Annotated in this window: 16 protein-coding genes; all 16 read right to left on the bottom strand. The window is 33.9% G+C overall.

Annotated elements, in window-relative coordinates; all coding sequences use genetic code 11:
• Positions 1-66: 66 nt before the first annotated feature.
• The 16 genes from RWM19_RS07850 to RWM19_RS07925 all read right to left on the bottom strand — a co-directional run bounded on the left by RWM19_RS07850 (position 67) and on the right by RWM19_RS07925 (position 20,468).
• The gene (locus RWM19_RS07850; RefSeq protein WP_313985652.1) at positions 67-1,581 is read right to left on the bottom strand and encodes a BCCT family transporter; all 1,515 of its coding nucleotides are present in this window, start codon (positions 1,579-1,581) and stop codon (positions 67-69) included.
• A 2-nt stretch (positions 1,582-1,583) separates the two neighbouring features.
• Positions 1,584-2,303, bottom strand: a complete 720-nt coding sequence (locus tag RWM19_RS07855; RefSeq protein ID WP_313985655.1) for a phosphocholine cytidylyltransferase family protein — start codon at positions 2,301-2,303, stop codon at positions 1,584-1,586.
• Positions 2,296-4,077, bottom strand: coding sequence for an NTP transferase domain-containing protein (locus tag RWM19_RS07860; RefSeq protein WP_313985657.1), 1,782 nt, complete (start codon positions 4,075-4,077; stop codon positions 2,296-2,298). The genes RWM19_RS07855 and RWM19_RS07860 overlap by 8 nt, the downstream gene beginning before the upstream one ends.
• A gap of 372 nt (positions 4,078-4,449) precedes the next feature.
• Positions 4,450-5,982, bottom strand: a complete 1,533-nt coding sequence (locus tag RWM19_RS07865; RefSeq protein WP_313985661.1) for an MBOAT family O-acyltransferase — start codon at positions 5,980-5,982, stop codon at positions 4,450-4,452.
• Positions 5,983-5,984: 2 nt separating this feature from the next.
• A complete protein-coding gene (locus RWM19_RS07870) occupies positions 5,985-6,896 on the bottom strand; it encodes an SGNH/GDSL hydrolase family protein (protein ID WP_313985663.1) in 912 nt (303 codons plus the stop codon).
• A gap of 105 nt (positions 6,897-7,001) precedes the next feature.
• Complete coding sequence (locus RWM19_RS07875; protein ID WP_313985666.1) at positions 7,002-8,657, bottom strand: LCP family protein; 1,656 nt, start codon at positions 8,655-8,657, stop codon at positions 7,002-7,004.
• A gap of 2 nt (positions 8,658-8,659) precedes the next feature.
• Positions 8,660-9,352 (bottom strand): hypothetical protein, encoded by a 693-nt coding sequence (locus RWM19_RS07880; protein WP_313985668.1) that lies wholly within the window; start codon positions 9,350-9,352, stop codon positions 8,660-8,662.
• A 213-nt stretch (positions 9,353-9,565) separates the two neighbouring features.
• Positions 9,566-10,174 (bottom strand): dTDP-4-dehydrorhamnose 3,5-epimerase, encoded by a 609-nt coding sequence (gene rfbC / locus RWM19_RS07885; RefSeq protein ID WP_313985671.1) that lies wholly within the window; start codon positions 10,172-10,174, stop codon positions 9,566-9,568.
• Positions 10,175-10,188: 14 nt separating this feature from the next.
• Complete coding sequence (gene rfbD, locus RWM19_RS07890) at positions 10,189-11,112, bottom strand: dTDP-4-dehydrorhamnose reductase (RefSeq protein ID WP_294020603.1); 924 nt, start codon at positions 11,110-11,112, stop codon at positions 10,189-10,191.
• Between the two features lie 35 nt (positions 11,113-11,147).
• On the bottom strand, positions 11,148-12,167 hold the full coding sequence (gene rfbB, locus RWM19_RS07895) for a dTDP-glucose 4,6-dehydratase (protein WP_313985675.1): 1,020 nt from the start codon (positions 12,165-12,167) through the stop codon (positions 11,148-11,150).
• A 1-nt stretch (position 12,168) separates the two neighbouring features.
• Positions 12,169-13,086, bottom strand: a complete 918-nt coding sequence (rfbA, locus tag RWM19_RS07900; RefSeq protein WP_313985677.1) for a glucose-1-phosphate thymidylyltransferase RfbA — start codon at positions 13,084-13,086, stop codon at positions 12,169-12,171.
• 213 nt (positions 13,087-13,299) lie between these two features.
• Positions 13,300-15,903: a glucosaminidase domain-containing protein gene (locus RWM19_RS07905; protein WP_313985680.1), complete on the bottom strand. Its 2,604-nt coding sequence runs from the start codon at positions 15,901-15,903 to the stop codon at positions 13,300-13,302.
• Between the two features lie 210 nt (positions 15,904-16,113).
• Entirely contained in the window at positions 16,114-17,415 is a 1,302-nt protein-coding gene (locus tag RWM19_RS07910; RefSeq protein ID WP_313985683.1) for a CDP-glycerol glycerophosphotransferase family protein, read from the bottom strand.
• 11 nt (positions 17,416-17,426) lie between these two features.
• Positions 17,427-18,887: an oligosaccharide flippase family protein gene (locus RWM19_RS07915; protein ID WP_313985685.1), complete on the bottom strand. Its 1,461-nt coding sequence runs from the start codon at positions 18,885-18,887 to the stop codon at positions 17,427-17,429.
• Between the two features lie 19 nt (positions 18,888-18,906).
• Positions 18,907-19,407 (bottom strand): GNAT family N-acetyltransferase, encoded by a 501-nt coding sequence (locus RWM19_RS07920; protein WP_313985688.1) that lies wholly within the window; start codon positions 19,405-19,407, stop codon positions 18,907-18,909.
• Positions 19,404-20,468 carry an acyltransferase family protein gene (locus RWM19_RS07925; protein WP_313985690.1) on the bottom strand — a complete coding sequence of 355 codons (1,065 nt, stop codon included), beginning with the start codon at positions 20,466-20,468 and terminating at the stop codon, positions 19,404-19,406. Before RWM19_RS07925 ends, RWM19_RS07920 begins: the two co-directional genes overlap by 4 nt.
• Positions 20,469-20,491 lie beyond the last annotated feature (23 nt).

A 20,491-nucleotide genomic window follows, 5' to 3' on the forward strand; every position in this document is an offset into this window, starting at 1 on the left:
CCATGTAATTTTAAAGCGGATTTTTCTAAAACCCCAAGTTATTTTACATTAGGCATTATTTCATAGTTATTTATCATCTTGTAGATTATTCAAATAAGTTCTAGCATCCTTGATAAAACTGATGCAAATTACAATCATAATCATTGCCAATGGGAATGCCGCAATGATACTTACAGACTGCAGATTACTCATTGAGCTCTGCGAGAAGATAAGTGCAATTGGTAATACAACCAGAAGAATACACCACATGAATTGAATTGCTCTATGTGGATGTTCACCCTCTTTAAGTTCATGATAACTATAACAAGATGCTGTATATGCGATAGAGTCAAATGAAGTCGCATAGAATGCAATCATTGTTAATAGTACTAATACAAGAATAAACGGTGCTAGAGGCATTGTATCAATTACTTTTAAGATAATTTCATATAAACTTGCACCCTGTTGATACATCACAATATAGTTTTGCATACCCTGTAATTGTTGTGCAAAGGAGAAGTTTCCCAAGATCATAAAGCTAATTAATGTCGAACCTACGCCAAAGATATACCCACCAAGGATTGTTTCTTTAATTGTTCTACCTCTAGAGATATTACCAATGAAGAATGGTGTCGCAACACTCCAAACCATCCAGTATGCCCAATAGAAGATTGTCCAATCTTGTGGGAAATTTGTTGTACGTTGTGGATCTGTATAAGTCGATAGTTCAAAGAAATTTTGAACCATCTTACCAAAGGACTGTAAACTCAGTTCAATAATACTGCGGAACTGTCCTCCAAATAGTAGAAATATCACTAACAACGCGCCAAATAAATAGATACATAAATTTGCAAGAAAAGAAACACCCTTAAATCCATGCAGTAAGGAATATGTATAAATAATGCATGTAATTACAATAATAATAATTGTTAAAATTGTTTCATTAATTGTGACATGAAATAACTTTGTAATAATACTTGTCATCAACGGTGTCGCAAGTGTGAATGTAGTAGCTGTACCTGCAAGTAAAGCAAATACTGCAAACAAATCAATTAACTTACCAAGGAAACCATCAATATGCTTACCAAGTAGTGGACGACAAGCTTCCGAGAACTTCTGACGATTTACCTTACGTACATGTAACATGAAACCAAACGCAACAGCTAAGACAAGATAGAAACTCCATGGTATAAAACTCCAATGGAATAACGGATATACATTTGCCCACTCTTCCATACCAAGTTTTTCAATATGGGCATTACTTGCATATAAGATCCATTCAGAGAAAGAATAAAATAGAATATCTGCCGCAAGACCAGCGGTAAACATCATAGCCCCCCAGTTAAAGAAACTATACTTTGGTTTTTCATCCTGACCACCTAATCTTATCTTTCCATACTTTGAAGATGCGATATAAATCGAAAGCAAGAAGATACCTAAACCAATAATTAAATAATAGCTACCAAATGTATCTCCGAAAAAGAAACGAATCTGACTTACTGTTGTATTCGATTCATTTGGAAAAACAAAGAATAGTACTGCTAAAAACAAGATAAATATTAATGGTACTAGCGTAACAAACCAGTCAATTTTCTTTTTCATGGTTATTCTCCTTTATAGCTACGATAGCTATTATCTTCCTCAATCAGTTCATCAAGACTATCAATTTCTTTTACGCCACCTTCATGCATTGGATAGCCATGCAAATTAAATTTATCAAAATGTTTAAACATTGCGATATCATCCCAGTAAATCTGGGTATTCTTCTTTTCTTTAAACTCAAGTTCTAATAGTTCCTTGAGCTTCATTCCATCCTCTTTCGTCCATCTGGAAATACCATATAACTGCCACGCATGATTTCCACCATTTCGACTACAAGATACCACCTTAAAACGATCATCCAATGTTAACATCCATTCTTTAGAATCAGTTTCTTGCCATACACAGTTGTATCCTGAATTTATAAATTCAGTAAAAAGAATTGTAGGGTCAGTTATAATTTGATCGCCGTCAATGATAATCGCATTAGAGATATAGTCTTTTGCGACATACAATGAGGATATATTATTGCACGTATCAAAATATGGGTTTTCAATGAGTGTTATACCATTTACCTCATTTGGCAGATTTTGAAATGCTTCTTTCAAGTACCCAACAACTACATAAATCTCATCAATTCCATTTTCATGCAAAGCATCAATAATTGTATCAATCATTCTTTTGCCATGAACACGAATCAGAGGCTTCGGTATTGTTTCTGTGATTGGATGCATTCTTGTACCCTTACCAGCAGCCATAATAATCGCTCTTGTAATTTTACTCATGATTCTCTCCCTTTTGACGACTTAGAAATTCATCTTGAACTATGCGATAATATACCTTTGCATAGCGGTATTGTTTGAGTGAATACTCACCAAAATCAACACCTAATAGGCGCTTATATTCACACCAATTGCTCCATAGTAATCCAGCAATCGCCACATAAGCATAAATCTTATATTTTGTGACTTGTTCAACTTTATTTTCATAATAAATGGAAATTAGATTATCAATCTGATTACGTTCATATAGTGAGTAGATGCTAAACATCGCAATATCCAAATCTGGATCGTGCATGCCTGCATATTCCCAGTCAATCAAACGAATATCTTGTTTACCATTTCCTAATGCTTGAATCATAAAGTTATCTGGTACCGCGTCAATGTGTGTCAGCGTCTTTCTCTTAGCATTACCCTCAACAAAGCTGCGTAAAGAAAGAATATGTTTTTTCGTTAGTTCATAATCTTGATAGATTGATTTTCTTCCATTCCATAGCTTCTCGTAATACTCTAACTGTCCGTATAAGTCGAATATATGTTTAACTTGTATATTTTGATTATGGAATGCTCGAAGGACTTTCATGCATGCACGTAAATCCTCTTGGTTATTCGTATCACATACACGCGAATTCTCCATAAATTTTGTTATCTTATATCCATTCTTCTCATTGATATAAATAACATCATCACAGATCTGCTTACCATCTAATGCACGATAAACTGAAGCTTCCTTTTTGCGATCAATCAATTTATCTGTACCTTCACCCGGAATACGCATGATATATCTTTGATTTTGACATTCAAATAAGAACGATCGATTTGTCATCCCTTTCTTTAGAATCTGAATATTCTTAATTTCCGAATTACTTACGTGCAATGCATTCGCAATCACAGAGATTGTATCGGACTTTAAATTTTCAGACTCTTCATCAATATCTCGCAAGTCTTCATATGTATTGATTTCATGTACATCCTCATGACGTACTAACTTCGCACCGATTCTATACCCTTCTCCTTCAAATAAACAGTCTTCCCAAAAGGAGTTATCATAACGTGTTTTTTCTGCCATAGAAACTAAACGTTCCTTTAACCATTTGGCATCTAAATGATTGATATAGGAAATGCCAATACTACAATTTCCTTCATTTCTCTTATCTTTTAATACGATATGAAATTGTTTATTTACGCGTAAATCTGAAGTTGGATTGGATAAATCACTCATCATATACCATGAGTTACATTCATACATAGAAAATGGATTAGAACTAGACCAAATATCACATGGCACAATATAACTGCAATCCAGATGATTCGATACTTTTGCAAGAGAATGGAGATTATTCTTAGTCGCATATTCTCGATTGATGACAAGTTCAACATCATATTGATCAATCAAAAATTCATAAGCTTCTTTCATATACCCCACAACCACATAAATCTTTGTAATACCTGCCTCATGAAGTTGACGAATCAAACGTTCAATTAGTGTTTCACCATATACAGTTAATAACCCCTTTGGCTTATCCATATTAATAGGTACCATGCGTTGTCCATAACCTGCAGCTAAAATAATAGCCTGTTTAGGCTTATTATTCTTTATATTCTTAAGTGCTTCTTTGGTTAACTTTCCACCTTCTGTAATAAGACCAGAAGAGATTAATCCATTATATTCACGATTAATAATACCAAGTGAAACACCGATATTCTTAGCAAGTTGTCTTTGGGAAAGTAATTCATTTTCTTTGAGATTACATAAGATTTTAGATTGGATATCGTTCATAAGATTCTCCATTTATAATTTTTTGAACAGATTTAGTATAGTATATTCATTACCTATGGTCAATAACTTAATAAATTTTTCAATAGAATATCCAATTTAAAAAGCAATCAACCAAATGAAATTCTTATAGTTTTAATTGGGTGCAGCATGCTAAATAAAAAATATCTTTTGCCCCCAAAAGAGTTAGGATCCATGTTATGAACTTTTTAAAATTAAGAATTAATTTTGTACTAACATTAAGCTAAATTTATCCGTCGGAAAATCCCGGAATTATCCTGTAGGAAAATAGAAAAAGACAGTTCCTTTAAATGATTCTCTCAGAATTGTCTTTTTGTAATTTTGATATGTATTTCTTATTTCTTGAAGGTTCTACTAAAAGCCAGCATAAATCATCGCAATTTTATCATATCCCGGGCCATACGCGCCAAATATAATTATGATAAAGATAATTGTATATAGAATCCCCCAGCGTTGCCAAACAGATAGAGTTTCAAATTTTCCTTTTAAATCTATCTTCTTTTCAGCACAAACGCTCACAAAGAATACAACTAATACACCAACTATCATAATAATCCAGTCTGACGAAAACATAGGCATATTTGGCACTATATCTATCACATTTGATAGATCAAAATTAACAAATACACTTTGTGTCATACTTACAAGTTCACCAACATTCGAGACACGACACATCATTTCACCATAACAAACAATCACAAGCAGTTTCACAAACCTAAAAACGATCAATCCCTTATTTGTATCAGTTATTTTAAGTTTCTTCATTAATTTCTTGAGTGGTTTGTCCATAATATTCTCTACAACCATTAATACAAAATAATACATTCCATAAAGTATAAACAAAATATTTGCCCCATGCCATAAGCCATTACAAAGCCATACTGTAAATAGTGCAATAAATGGGCCAACTATTTTAGCTAATACCTTGTCTGTATGCTTCTTTAACCACTTAGAAAGATTCATCATAGACTTGCTTAAGGAAATTGGATAGAATACATAGTCACGTAAGTACTGGCTAAGTGTAATATGCCAACGATGCCAAAAATCTGTTGCATTTTTTGCAAAGAAAGGTTGACGGAAATTTTCTGGTAAATGAATGCCAAATATTTGTGCAGCGCCAATCGAGATATCTACTGTACCAGAAAAATCCATATAGAGTTGAATAGTACATAAAATTGCTGCAAGAATGACCACCGCACCTTGATTTGTATGAATATTGAATAAATAGTTTGCTGCAGGAGCAACTCTATCTGCAATAACAACCTTTTTGAATAGTCCCCATAAAATACGTCGATATCCTTGCACTGCATTTTCAGATTTAATTGCCACTAAATGATGCAACTCATCCTTCACTTCACGAAAGCGTGTAATTGGTCCCTGCAATATCGTAGCAAAAAAACTTGTATACATAGTAAAACAAAATATATTAGTTTCAGCTTCCACACTGCGAGAAGAAATATCAATTAGATAAGAAATATGCTGTAGTGCATAATAACTAATACCCACTGGGATAAATAATCGTAAAGGTGTAAATTGCACGTTCAGAATATCAGTTCCAATCCCCAAAAAGAAATTGGTATATTTCATCACTATAAGCATTCCAATATTGAGTATAATCCCAAGACACATATAGCGTTTTACTTTTACTTTATTTGCTTTATCTTTTCCACGTTTTATAAAATAATTCATTCTCAAGCCAATTAAGTATGTTATCAGCATCAAACAAATCTGCAAAAGTACCGCTAGCTTTGACCATAAAAATAGAAAAGAATAATTAAATAGAATAATTACATATTTACGAAGATTACTCGGTAATACTTGATAAAATAACATCAAAATCGGAAGGAAAAAACATATGAATATGAAAGAATGATAACCAAATTGCATAACTATTCACCTTTTCCAAACATTTCATTCCACAATTGATAATTTACATTATTCCGACAATCAATTAAATGATAATTCTCCTGAAAATAATGAGCTAAATAATTCATGATTTTTTCTGATCCCGAATTATTCATATGCTCCCCTGCATCACGAGTATCTGTTTGCCAATCAAAATTCACATCATTTAGTAATAAATTAAAATCAATAAATGGTATATTCCTATCTTTGCATAAATTATTTAAATATGCATTTCTACTCGAATTCCATCCTATACTATTTGGAAGTGTAACTATCACCACTTCTGTATTATTTTCTTTGCATTTTGCCAAAATATAATCAAGATATTTAAGAGAATCCTGCTTCATCTCGTCATTTTTTGTAGTCTGTGACATATATGATTCACCATTAGTATATGCCTGAACCGCATCACTACTATCGAATCCTAAAGTCTTTTCCAAATAGGATTTTGTACCAAATGAGAAACGATAAAAATCATGATAATGGAATAATGGCAAATATTTTGCAAAAATATTTTTAAATTTATTAGGATGTTCAAATAACATGCTTCCTTCTAACACCATTATTTTAGGCATCTGGTTGTTTAAATGATTTACAATTGCTTTTGTATCCATCAACCATTGTCCAGATGTACAAAGATTATATGAACTAACACCAATATCCCGCCATAACTCTGCTGGAGAGAACGCTGCCCAACCCACACTATCCCCAAGGAATATTACATCACTGTTTCCTTCAAACCGCTCAAAATTGTGTAATTTCTCATAAACATTTTTATATTGATATCCATATTCTTGCCCTTTATAAAATGGAACTTGAATCATCAAAAACAATAGTATAAATATCGAGAAGAATATAACTGTCTTTTTTATAGATGTTCTATTTTTCAAACACATAGGACTATTTTCCTCCTTTTCTATCATAATATGATTGAAAAACCAGCTATTCTCTTTTTCTTTAAAGCAAGCAGAAAATAGCTGGTGCAATCTTTGAAATACGAATTAGCTTTGATCCTTATATTTATATACATAATCAGCTGAAACAGGAGGAACAGGATAGTCCTGCATCGCATTCCAGTTTACAGAATTAGGCAATTCATATGGAGTATTTAGGTTAGTATTACGTTCGATATTATTTGCCTCTGCAATCACAGAACCTTTATATAGTTCATAAGTATATAAATCCATTTGCAGACCTTCATTCCAAACCGATGAATCATAGCCAAAGATACGCGATTGTTGCATATTTAATAAACCAGATAAATTATCAGAGTCATAATATCTCTGCGCTTTTGCCATTAAATAAGTCACAAAATTTAATAACTGTTCAACCGACATATTTGTCTTAACATTCTCACCAGCAGCCTCTAATACTGATACTGCCATATTCGGATCTTTAGATGCCATGATTTTGGCTATCACTTGAGAGATAATTTCCTGCTGATGTCTCTGCCGAGCAAAATCTCCATCCACAAATGCATGGCGTTCTCGCGCATATCCTAACGCCAGTTTGCCATCTAAGTGTTGATTGTCACCCGCTTCAATGTGATAAACCTCAAGTTCATCAGATATGATATTCCATGATTGCGCATCGAATGATTCTGTAATATCAACATCAACACCACCAACAGCATCAACAATTTGAATCACACTTGCAAAATTGAATTCAACAGTATAGTCAATTGATACTCCTGTTAAATTTTCGACAGTATCTACCATGCAGCCTTCGCTCGTATAATGTGCAGCATTAATCTTACTTTTACCATACCCATTACATGTGATTGGTACATACGAGTCGCGGGCAATAGATGTCATTGTAATCTTCATACTGATTGGATTTACAGACATTAGAATAATTGTATCTGCTAAGCCTTCGTTTTCACCAGTTAAAAGTACTGTAAAAGGGTCTTTAGTAATATCTTTATTACTTGCAACTTGTGCATTTGTTGTAACTGTATCAGAGAAATTTAATATAGATTTTGTTTTCTCAACAAACGTCTTTAAGTTTGCATCTTCACCAATTGTAGTTGCATATGTAGGCGGTAATACAGCAGAATCGATGTCACCATTAATTAACGCACTAAACTCCTCAATTGAATTTGTGTACTCAACAAATGTTGCTGTCACACTTTCATTCTCTAAACGCTTCTTTGCAACTTCCGCCATATGTGTTCCGGATAAGATACCAACCTTTTTCCCAGACAAATCGCTAATCTGTGTTATTGGTGAACCGGTAGATTCAGTATAAATAATAAATGAGGCAGATACACTCTCTTCACTTTTGTGTTCAGTAATCTTCGTAACACTCGTATTAATACGATGCAAGAGAAACCAAGCATATTCCATTGAAGGAACTAACAGTGTTAAAACAAGTAAGCAAGCAATTAAAATACGAGGTTTTCGTTTTCTGATTGAAACATATACCAAACCATCTAACAAAAGTAATAGAGCTAATGCAATAATATTCCCTACAATAAATTTAAGTTTACTTACAGAAGCATATTTAGAAACTTGATATACAACTAATATTGCTAAAATATTAAATAACGCTGTAATAACTGACATTGCCAAGTTAATAACTAGTTGCTGTCTAGAAACAGGGCGAGACCTCTTCTTTAATATATATTCTCTTTGCTGATTCATTTGGTTTCTACTCATGATTATTCAGCCTCCGAAATTGAAGCAATTTCCATTCTTCCATCGTGATTTACCACGTGAAAAATTGCATGGTTTTGGATAGCATCGATATTCATTCCTGTATCTGTATTATACATCCACGAAGCTTCTACTTTTACACTAGGAAGAGTAATTGATTCGCCTGTTGGAAGTGTTACCGTATAATCCTCAGATCCAGAAGCACTATTAATCATCACTTCAGAAACCTCAATTAAACGATTTCTTCCAAGTTGCGTCAAATATAAATCCATATCTTTATAAAAATTATATAAAGTATATCTTTCAAAATCTTTCTGACGCGGCTTATAGATATATTGCATACCGCCAATATCATAGTTCCCATCTTTATTTGTCCATGTATAGTATTGACAGATAAACGACTTAACAACATCTTTTGCAATTTCAGTAGTATCGCCAGAAGTAATTGCATTGTTTAGCTCAAGAAAATAAGATTTGGTAATTTCTGTTGGGTTATTTCCAATTGTATAGTACTGATTCGTATATTTATCAGAAATATTTTCTTTAATGATTGTTTCACCAGCACCACTTTGTCGGAAAGAGATACTAATGATGTTCCAAGCAATAGCTATAACAACACAAATTACCGTTATCAACAATAACGATAATGATATTTTAGTCATTCTTCTCTTTTCTTTATTTGTTTGTTTTCTTACCATACTTTTTCCTCTTGTGACATAGGATAATTGTACCATGTAGAAATTATAATCTACACCAAAAATTCAATACACTGCACAAATCCATAAAAATATTTAGCATATTTTCAAATATATATACCGTATCTATAGATTAAAATTACAAAAAGGACACAATGGTAAACAACAATTCAAAATGCTATTTATTTTCCAATGCAATCCTTTTTTGAAAATATATTAAAATTTGAACGTATCTTTTAATCCTAACTGTGCCTGATCCTTCTCACTCAAAGATAACTTAGTACCGTCCTCTAGATAGTATCCAGACGCGTCTGCGCTACCCGGGTACTCACCGTATACCTGTGGCCATTTAACACCTAATTCTGGATCATTCCAAGCAATTCCACCCTCGTCATTTGGATGATAAAAATCTGTAACTTTATAGCAGAACTCCGCAATATCACTAAGAACTAAAAAACCATGTGCAAATCCTGCAGGCACTAAGAACTGCTTTTTATTTTCTTCCGTTAGTTCTATTCCATACCATTTCCCATATGTCTTCGACTCAGCACGCAAATCTACAGCAACATCAAATACACTACCTTTAATTACACGCACTAACTTTGCCTGAGGAAATTGCTTCTGATAATGTAAACCACGTAATACACCTTTTTTGGACATAGATTGATTATCTTGTACAAATGTAATATCAATTCCAGCTTCCTTCATATCATTTTCATTATACGTTTCCATGAAGTATCCACGGTCATCCCCATGTACAGCAGGTGTAATGACAGTAAGACCTTCAATTCCACCTACATTCTTTTCTACTTGAATTTGTCCCATAAATATCCTCTTTCTTATAAGTTATCTAAATCCAATTCTTTCACATATCTTTCAACCGCATCTTGCCAAGTTGGAAGAGGTTGAAATCCATTCTCAATTAATTTAGATTTATCCAATCTAGAATTAAATGGACGGGCAGCTTTTGCTAAACCATATTCTGCAGTTGTTACAGGTACTACCTTTGTTGTATAGCCGGCAACACGATAGATTTCTTTTGTGAAATCATACCAAGAAATATATCCACCTTCATTTGTAGCATGATAGTATCCATACTTTTCGGTTTCACACATATCAACCAATAATCTAGATAAGTCTAATGTATATGTTGGTGTTCCAATCTGATCATTTACAACACGCACTTCATCATGTGTTTTGCCAACCTTCAACATCGTCTTAATAAAATTCTTGCCGTTTTTTCCAAATACCCACGCAATACGTACAATAAAGTATTTGTCTAATGTATTCGCAACGGCCAGTTCACCCTCAAGCTTTGTCTGTCCATATACATTTAATGGTGCATAATCCTTACAATCAGGTTGCCATGGTGTTTCACCTTGTCCATTGAATACATAATCTGTTGAGATATAAACCATTTTACAATCAATATCCTTGCATGCAGATGCGATATACTGTGTTCCCTTAGCATTTACCAAACGTACTTTTTCAACCAAATTATCATCTTCGGCCATATCTACTGCCGTCCATGCTGCGCAATGTATAACCACATCCGGTTTGATTTCATGAATCATTTTACTTACAGCATTCTCATCAGTTATGTCTAGTTGAACATAAGGCATTGTCTCAACTGAGGTACCATCTTGAATTCCGGCATATACTTCTTCCATGCCGCTTCCAATTCCTTCATACCCTCTCTTTGCTAACTCATTCATAACATCATGACCAAGTTGTCCTGATACTCCTGTAACTAACACTTTCATATTTTCAATCCTTTCAAACATACGAAACGAGAACCTTATCGGTTCCCGTACATTTTATCATAATACTTTTGATACTCTCCACTAATAATTGGCTTCCACCAATCTTCATTAGCTAAATACCATTCAATTGTCTTCTTGATGCCATCTTCAAACTTAGTCTCAGGTAACCATCCTAGTTCATTATGAATCTTAGTTGGATCAATTGCATAACGCATATCATGTCCCTTACGGTCAACAACATGTGTAATCAATGACTCAGGTTTTCCTAAAGCGTTGCAGATAATCTTTACAATATCGATATTCTTCATTTCGTTATGTCCGCCGACATTATAAACTTCTCCTACACGTCCCTTATGAATGATTAAATCAATTGCACGGCAATGGTCTTCAACATATAACCAGTCACGCACATTTAAGCCCTCACCATAAACAGGTAATGGCTTATTATGTAATGCATTGATAATCATTAATGGAATTAACTTCTCTGGGAAGTGATATGGACCGTAGTTATTTGAACAACGGCTTAATGTTACAGGTAATCCATAGGTTCTATGGTAGGCAAGTACCAATAAGTCAGCAGAAGCCTTAGAAGAACTATATGGTGATGATGTATGAATTGGTGTTGTCTCTGTAAAGAAAAGATCCGGACGATCTAATGGTAAGTCACCATATACTTCATCTGTAGATACCTGATGATATCTTTGAATGCCGTATTTGCGACATGCATCCATTAATACAGCAGTTCCAATAATATTTGTTCGTAAGAAAATCTCCGGGTCTTCAATCGAACGGTCTACATGTGATTCGGCCGCAAAGTTAACAACCATATCTGGATGTTCTTCTTCAAATAACTTATATACACCTTCTCTATCTGTAATATCCAACTTCACAAATCGGAAATTCGGATTATCCATAACCGGTTCTAGAGTAGATAGATTTCCTGCATATGTTAATGCATCAACACAGATAATACGATAATCCGGATGTTCCTTTAACATATGAAAAATAAAATTACTACCAATAAAACCCGCTCCACCTGTAACAATAATATTCATTCTACTTATTCTCCTTCGTCACTTTTGTGATGGTATCTTGTATGTTACCCTTTGCAATATTCTTTAAATATTGGCCATAAGGACTCTTTCCATATTCTTCAGCTGTTGCTAACAATTCTTCTTCACTTATCCAACCATTGTAGAAAGCAATCTCCTCTGGAACAGAAATGCGTATACCTTGAATATGCTCGATAGAACGAACATAGTTAGCGGCATCTGCCATGGATTCAATTGTCCCTGTATCTACCCATGAGAAACCTCTTCCTAACACTTGTAAATCTAAATCTCCCTTTTCTAGGAAGATACGATTCAAGTCTGTAATTTCATATTCTCCACGTGCAGAAGGTTTCAATGTAGAAGCATATTCTACAACACTATTATCATAGAAATACAAGCCAACAACCGCATAATTTGATTTTGGTTGACTTGGTTTCTCTTCTAAAGAAATTACCTTTCCATTATCATCAAACTCAGCGATACCAAATCTTTCTGGATCATTTACATATTTGCCAAATACAGTTGCACGATGATTATCTTCCGCATTACGCACAGCTTCTCTTAACATCCTACCAAAATGATTTCCATAGAAAATATTATCACCTAGCACTAAGCATACAGAGTCATCCCCGATAAACTCTTTTCCTAAAACAAATGCCTGTGCAAGCCCATCAGGTCTTTCCTGAACTTTATAAGAGAAATGCACACCCATACTTGAACCATCACCTAGCAGACGTTCAAAGTTAGGCAAATCATGTGGCGTAGAAATAATTAGAATGTCGCGAATACCAGCAAGCATCAAAGTACTAATTGGATAGAAAATCATTGGCTTATCATATACTGGTAACAATTGTTTTGAAGTAACTTTTGTGAGTGGATATAGTCTAGTTCCAGACCCTCCAGCTAAAACAATACCTTTCATACAGTTTTCTCCTTGAAAATTTCTCTTTCAATAATACCATTATATCCTATACATTGGTAGTGTATCTGTTAGAAAGTATACGCCATTCACAATCCCAATCATTTTCATCATACGATAACTATGTGCATATGTATCGATAAATAGTATGATATTCAAAAATATATAAGGTCGAATCCCCAAATATGATTCGACCTTACTATTTTTCAGAATCTTTTATCCTCTCCAAGTTCCATCAGCATTAATAAAATACTGATTACCAGAAGTATCCGTTATCCAACCAGTTGCCATTTTATTTTGATTCGTAGGGTCCATATAATACCACAAGCCATATGTATAAACCCAGCCAGATAATTGATGACCACTTGTGTTAAAGATGTACCAATCTCCGCTTATTTGGCCCCAACCTGTAATCATATTTCCACCTGGTGGATTTAGATAATACCTGTTTCCATCAATATCTACGAATCCTATCTGCATAATTCCTGTATCAGGTGCACTGTAATACCATACTCCATTTGCATGAATCCAGCCTGTTTGAAGATGACCCGACAGATTAAAGTAATACCATTCATCATCAATCTGATTCCACCCTACAAGCATTTTCCCATCATCTAGATTTAAGTAATATTTATGGCCACCTTCTGTTAACCAACCAGTCTGGACTTGCCCAGTAGATGTATCACCGTAATACCATAAACCACCAATTTGGAACCATCCTGTCTGTATTTGTCCTGAATTGTTTAGATAGTACAATCCATTTTCAACTGTTTGCCAACCGGTTAGCATATTACCGCCATTAGGATTCAAGTAATATTTATTTCCACCATCCATTAGCCAGCCTGTTTGCATCTTTCCAGTTGTAGCATCACTGTAATACCATTGTCCACCAACATGAAGCCATCCCGTCAAAAGTTGTCCAGACGTATTAAAGAAATACCAATCATCTTCAATTGTTTGCCAACCGACTTTCATCTTTCCATCATCGGCTGTGCCTAAATGGTAGCGATATCCACCGTCATTTAACCATCCTGTATCCATATAGCCCTGTTCATTAAAATGATACCAAGCATTTTCACTATTTGATGGGATTTGTAGCCATTGTGATTTAGGATAAGTTCCATCGTAGAAACGATACCACCACCCAACACCATCTTTTCTCCACTCTCCAGCAGTAGATAGTGGAATTATCGGTGTTACCTTCGTGTTTAGTAATTGAACATATTGTGCTGAGATATAACCTACGCTTTGTTCCCAGTTATAAATTTTAGCCGTTCGGTCGGACATATCTACACCATTATGACCGTTCACAACACGATCTAATGATTGAATTTGATACCAATCACCGCTCTGTCCCAATACCGCAACAGTATATGTCTTCTGGTAACCTGTAGCGTATCCAGTTTGGTATAAAACATTTCCATTTGGTGCAGAGCGAACATTTACACCCGACTCCGTCACAAGACCAATCTGTGTTGTATTATAGTCTGTCAACTCACCGTTATAGTTCTTCGAGAATTTATCAAATTCATATGCAACTGCAGCTAATTGCAACCCATAGTATGGTGCAGAAGCATACTTCACAGTAATACCAGACCCCTTATTTCCTAAATGATCCCCATAGAATGTATATCTATTTTTAGAAGTCATATAACCATATTGCAGCTGCACCCCCATCTGCATACCAATTGCATACTGTAAATCTGAATATCGAGACGCTTCATTTGGATTACTATCTACCGCATTCCAGCCAAATAGATTATAACGATTTCTTGCAAAGTAACTTGTACCATAAGCGCTCTCATTACAAGCCTGTGCAAATACTAGCATTGCATTTACACCATAATTTTGTTGACCAGCAATAAAATATTGTCCCGTATTCCACATTACGCTATTTGTATAACCCTTAGCTGCCAAGAAACCATTATATGCTTCGCTAGGAATATACGATTTTGATCGCATAGGAACAAATTGATAATAGTTTACATATGTACCAGCCTTATCCCTGAAATATGGATCTCTAAAATAGTTGATATCATCATATGTATAATAATAATCACCAACATTCATCCAATCAGCCGCTGGACAAACACTGATTGCGGCAATATTGATAGGGGTACCACCATTTTTTCCCCAACCACTAAATGCATATAACACTAAATCTTTATAATTGCCGCGTTGCTCGACCGCGTAATAAGTTCTTTGAATCTGTGTATAATATGGTGCTTCATGTTCATCTGAAGCATCATATCCACCTAACCAAATAGGAAAATGCTTATCAATAAACTTTTGTGGAATCAAGTCCACGTTGAATAACTCCGCTACAGCATCAAAACCAGCAAGAGTAACATAAATATTTCCCCTTCCTGTATTTGCATCAAAGGATAAAGTATCCCAATAATCCAGTTGTCTATATTTAGAAGTGTAAGTCTGTGCACTATTCTGATAGCCATTAACTTTCATTAATAAGCTACCCTCTCGTCCAGGGTATGTATACGCCACACCATATTTCATAGCGATAATATGAGTCATGCTATAACTTCCTGGATGGCGAATTACAGCATCATCGCCAACAGTATTCATTGCTGTTTTTGCCTCACCAAAAGTCGCATAGCAGCCCCTAAGATCAAATCCTGCCGTATCATTAATCCAATCTACTTCAAATGATGTAGAACCGCCACATTGCATAGGGTAATAGGTAAGCCACCCATCACTACTCGCTTTATCGGAATATGCATTAGCATAGGTGATTAAATTGGTTAAACTTAGTATAAATGTTAATAGTACTATCGAAAGTCTTTTAATCACTTTTTTATTCATCGGCATTCCTCCGCTCTAAGTAAATATAATATATACTAATTCATACTTTGTGAATATCAAACTCATTGCTCATAATTCATTCAAACAATAGCATATACCCGTAGTAAGAGGTTAACATAGAATGACAGATATTACCAAAAATCATTTTACAACAATAATAAAACATCTACTATCGGACTACAGGTCCAATAGTAGATACTCTGCAAAATCTTATTCTCTAGAATCACAGATAAGGGAATGAATAATCTTTCCACCAATACTATTATCAGAAATATTCATAATATCACTGACTATTTTTGTGCGGACTTCCCGTTTTGAATCAATTCCGTTCGCCAAATAATTCATCGTCGTCAATAAATTCTCTTCATCATGAATAACATAGAGTGCATCTAGTTTGTTCTTCATATATGTATCAAAGTTCTTTATGCTTCCTGTGTAAAGAACCGGCTTATTGAGTGCCATTTCTTCAATCAGTAATGATGAATAGTCTGAGATAAACGCATCTGTTTGCATGAATGATTTCAGGTAATCTCCATCTTCATCGTAATGGAAATTTTCATTCTCTTGGAAGAATTTTAAGAAATCTAAGACTTCTTGATGTGTCATTAATCCGGATGATTCAAAATTTCTTAACATCAATGGATGAGGGCGACAAATTAATTGTAAGTCTTTATTCTTTAAGAAGTAGTTAATTATACTATCCTTGTATTGAAAGAACGTTGACGCTTCCACAGTTGAGTCCACTGTCCATCGAGGCATCCAAACAAACACCTTAATATCAGATGTATATTTTTCATAGTTAGAATAGAGGTCAAACCTTGGATATCCAATATCAAATATTTTTTTCTTATTCCATTTCAACATCCGAAATGTCTCATTTAACATATTTGCATAAAAAGTATTCTCTGCAAATATTGTATGTACACTAGATAAGAAGTCTGCTTCATAAGACATCTTTGGATCCCATATATTTAAATCATATCCATAAGGAATATAACAAACCTTCGCATAAGGAGAAATAGTATAACTTCTATAAATTTCTGGCATATGAATGTCATATGGTCTTGGCAGAAATACATAATCTGGATGGATTGTTTTTAAATCAAACCAATCCCCATCATTAAAGCCATCAATTACTTCATAACCCTTTTGTCTCAAGAATGTATAGGATACATTTTCCCCATACGCTTCTTTAGTTACATCATATCCTTCATAAATTGTTTTCTCTGGTATTGCAACCAATACAGCATTTACCAGTTTATTTTCTAACGCAGCTCTGTATATTGAATCTAAACCATTCCACAAACTAGGAAATTGGCAAAAAAATACTACTGTTATCTTCTCATCTCCCCGTTTTTTAGGACAATGAGAAATAAAATTTTCATATCTTTTGTTTCTTGTATTTAATGTGTTGCGATATTTACTTCGTAAAAGATAGTTTAACCGTACGTATGTTTTATAGCTAAGTTTATTATATGCGGTATTGATTAGAATATCTTTAATACTTTTCATTCCTACCTCCACTACTCATTATCACTTCCGGCAAATATTTGCTGAATTTCCTTATACTTATTGAGAATTCTATTTTTACTTATAGCCAATAGAATAACAACGATAATACCAAGTGTATATCGTATCATGCTATGTGTATATAAGCCCATTGCAGCAAAACAGAATGTGCAGAATACAACCGCAATCAAGAATAACTTCTTATAGTCAAATAAATTATCATTTAAATTCTGTTTTTTACATACTACTTTATATGCAAAATAATTAGAAAAAGTGAATATGATATAACTTGCTAAGGTAGTATATGCAGCAGCAACATACCCAAACACTGGAATAAAAATTCCATTTAACACAATATTGATAATGGCCGCCACAACAGTAGATCCTACAAGCAACCATTTCTCTTCATAATTAAATTCAATATTTATAAATAACTGTGCATAAAACAGGAATAATAAACTCATCGCTACAGGTGGCACTACCCAGATTGCTCCTAAATACTTGGTTCCCGCCATAATATAGATGATTTCAGGCGCCACACCTACGACACAGAATAATAAGAATGCCATAATAATCGCAATCATAGATGACACATACTTGTTAGATTCAGCTTGCTTCATTTTAATCTTCTTATATAGCCAAGGTACATATGAGTTATTAATTGCATTTAAAACGAACACTAGAATTGTTGCTAAAGAATATGCAACACTGTAAATACCAGCCTTATCTACCCCTTGGAAATATTTAATCATTAAACGATCACTCTGGTTGAAAATTGTCTGTGATAAATAATATGGTATCAACGCGATATTAAAGCTGAGAGCGTATTTAATATATTTCTTGTTGATACTGAAACTCCCCTTCCTCATATTGTAAAGAAGGAATATTAATCCAAATGTAATCGTAACAGCAGATCCACCAACAATCCTTGCAAATCCTTTCTCCTGAGCATACATTACAAATATTAAACTAATGATAGGGGCTAGGAAAGCAATTAGCAGTGTAACAATTACTACAGCTTTATACTGAAACTTAAATCTCTCTTTGCCATACCAAAATTGTAATGAGGCCTGCGCAAGAATTTCAAAGCACATTAAAACCATCAAATATGTCGGCAGTTCAAATAATCGATTCCATATTGAACTAAATGGCAAATATATCATCATAAACAATGCGCTTAATGTAATACAGATAACTTCTACAGAAGAGATATACCTATCCCGGTCATTTTCAAACTTTACCATTGCTGTATTAAAGGAACCATATGGCAAATTTAAACTCAAGAAAATTGTCATGATTGACAACCATGACTGATAAATACTAAATTGCCCATACTGTTCCGTCGTCAATAGACGCGTAAATAAAGGTATTGTTATGATAGCAACGGAGTTTACCAGCACGTTACAAATGGTATATGCAACAGAAGCCTTTAACTCAATTGGGATACTTCTATACTTTTCCAATAATTTTCTCAAATTGATACCTCTTTTTCCCTCAAACTGCTTTATACCAATAAAATCCATCTAATAAATCTGGCGAATAATTTTCAAGTAATTCTTTCGGAATATCCTTTTCCGATACTCTCTGATAGTCATTTTTATCATAAAACTTTACAGCTCTTAGATTGTCTTTTGCAACACACCAATATACAGCATTTAGCTTTAGTTCTTCCAAGCCTTGGCGAATAATTTCGTGCATGCCATAAGTAGAATAACCTTTTCCCATTGCAGCACGACGTATAGTGATTGCAAATTCTGCATACCCATCTTCTTGATGAATATCTTTTAAAGATACAGTTCCCATGTATTCATCGTTATCGTCTACGATTGCGAGATGTAAATTCTCTTTATCTAAAATCCTTGATTGAATAAACTTCTCACAATCTTCAAGTTTCATAGCAGCAAAGTTGCGATGTAATTTGCTCGTTACATTTTTATCATGCATCCACTCCAACATAAGTGGCGCATCTTTAATCTCTAAGTTTCTTAACTTCATACTAAATCCTCTATATTTATCGTAAGATTATTTAAATCCTTATCAAGCGCTCTTGTGATAAAAGACATCACATATTGATAAATAAGATCTACTAACCAACTCACCAAATAAATTATGATAGGCACCAAAATACTAACTATTATATATAGATATGCTGGTAAAGTCATCATTTTATCGAATGGTATCAGTACCAAGATTGCTGGATGAATCAAGTATGTCATAAAACTGCTCTTCGCTAATACATTAATAATTTTATTAGAACCAATACTGAGATTCTTAAAAATCATAAATAAACCGACTGCCTGAAAAATTACAAGTGGATTGTTATAATTATAGGAAATTTGTGCAAAAGAATAGCGAACACTCACGAGCGCCGCAAAGAAGATCAGCATGGTTGAGACCATATATAAAGCAATACTATTTTTCAAGTTGTACTGTACGTTAGTTATACGTAGATAAGCTCCAACAATAAATAACAACATAAAATTAATTATCGTATATCCTTGTTGATCCCCATATAACCCTATGGAATTAATACCCGCAAAAGAAGTTCGAGATATAGCCTCTAATGCATCTGTCATAAATGTATAGAATGAAAATACAATCAGTATACTACATACAAAATACTTCCGCTGTTTTTCACACAACACGCCAAATAACTTTGATATAAAGGGTGCCATACACAATAATACACAATATAGAATGACGAAATAATTATTTGGGATTAGGTTTGTAATGATAGTAGATAATGAGATTGGTGTTCTCTGCAGAATAGAATATGCGATATACAAGGTCTCTTTCACTAAGATTACTTCAACAATAAGTTCGATAATTTTCCTCACACTGATTTTATTGATTTTGTAAGAAAAGTATCCGGTAATTAGTACAAAAACATTCACAGCACAAATGAATAGACTTTCTGTAAAATGCATAAAAATAAATTTACCAGAGAATTCTGTTGCCATTTTTAATCCATATAAGTTCATATGGAGTACAACTACACCCAACATAACTAATATTCTTAATAATTCAATATTACTTTGCCTTTCTCTCTTTTCCATATTCCTCCCAAAAAGGAGAACAA

The organism is uncultured Solobacterium sp., assembly GCF_963517755.1.
GTDB lineage: Bacteria > Bacillota_I > Bacilli_A > Erysipelotrichales > Erysipelotrichaceae > Bulleidia.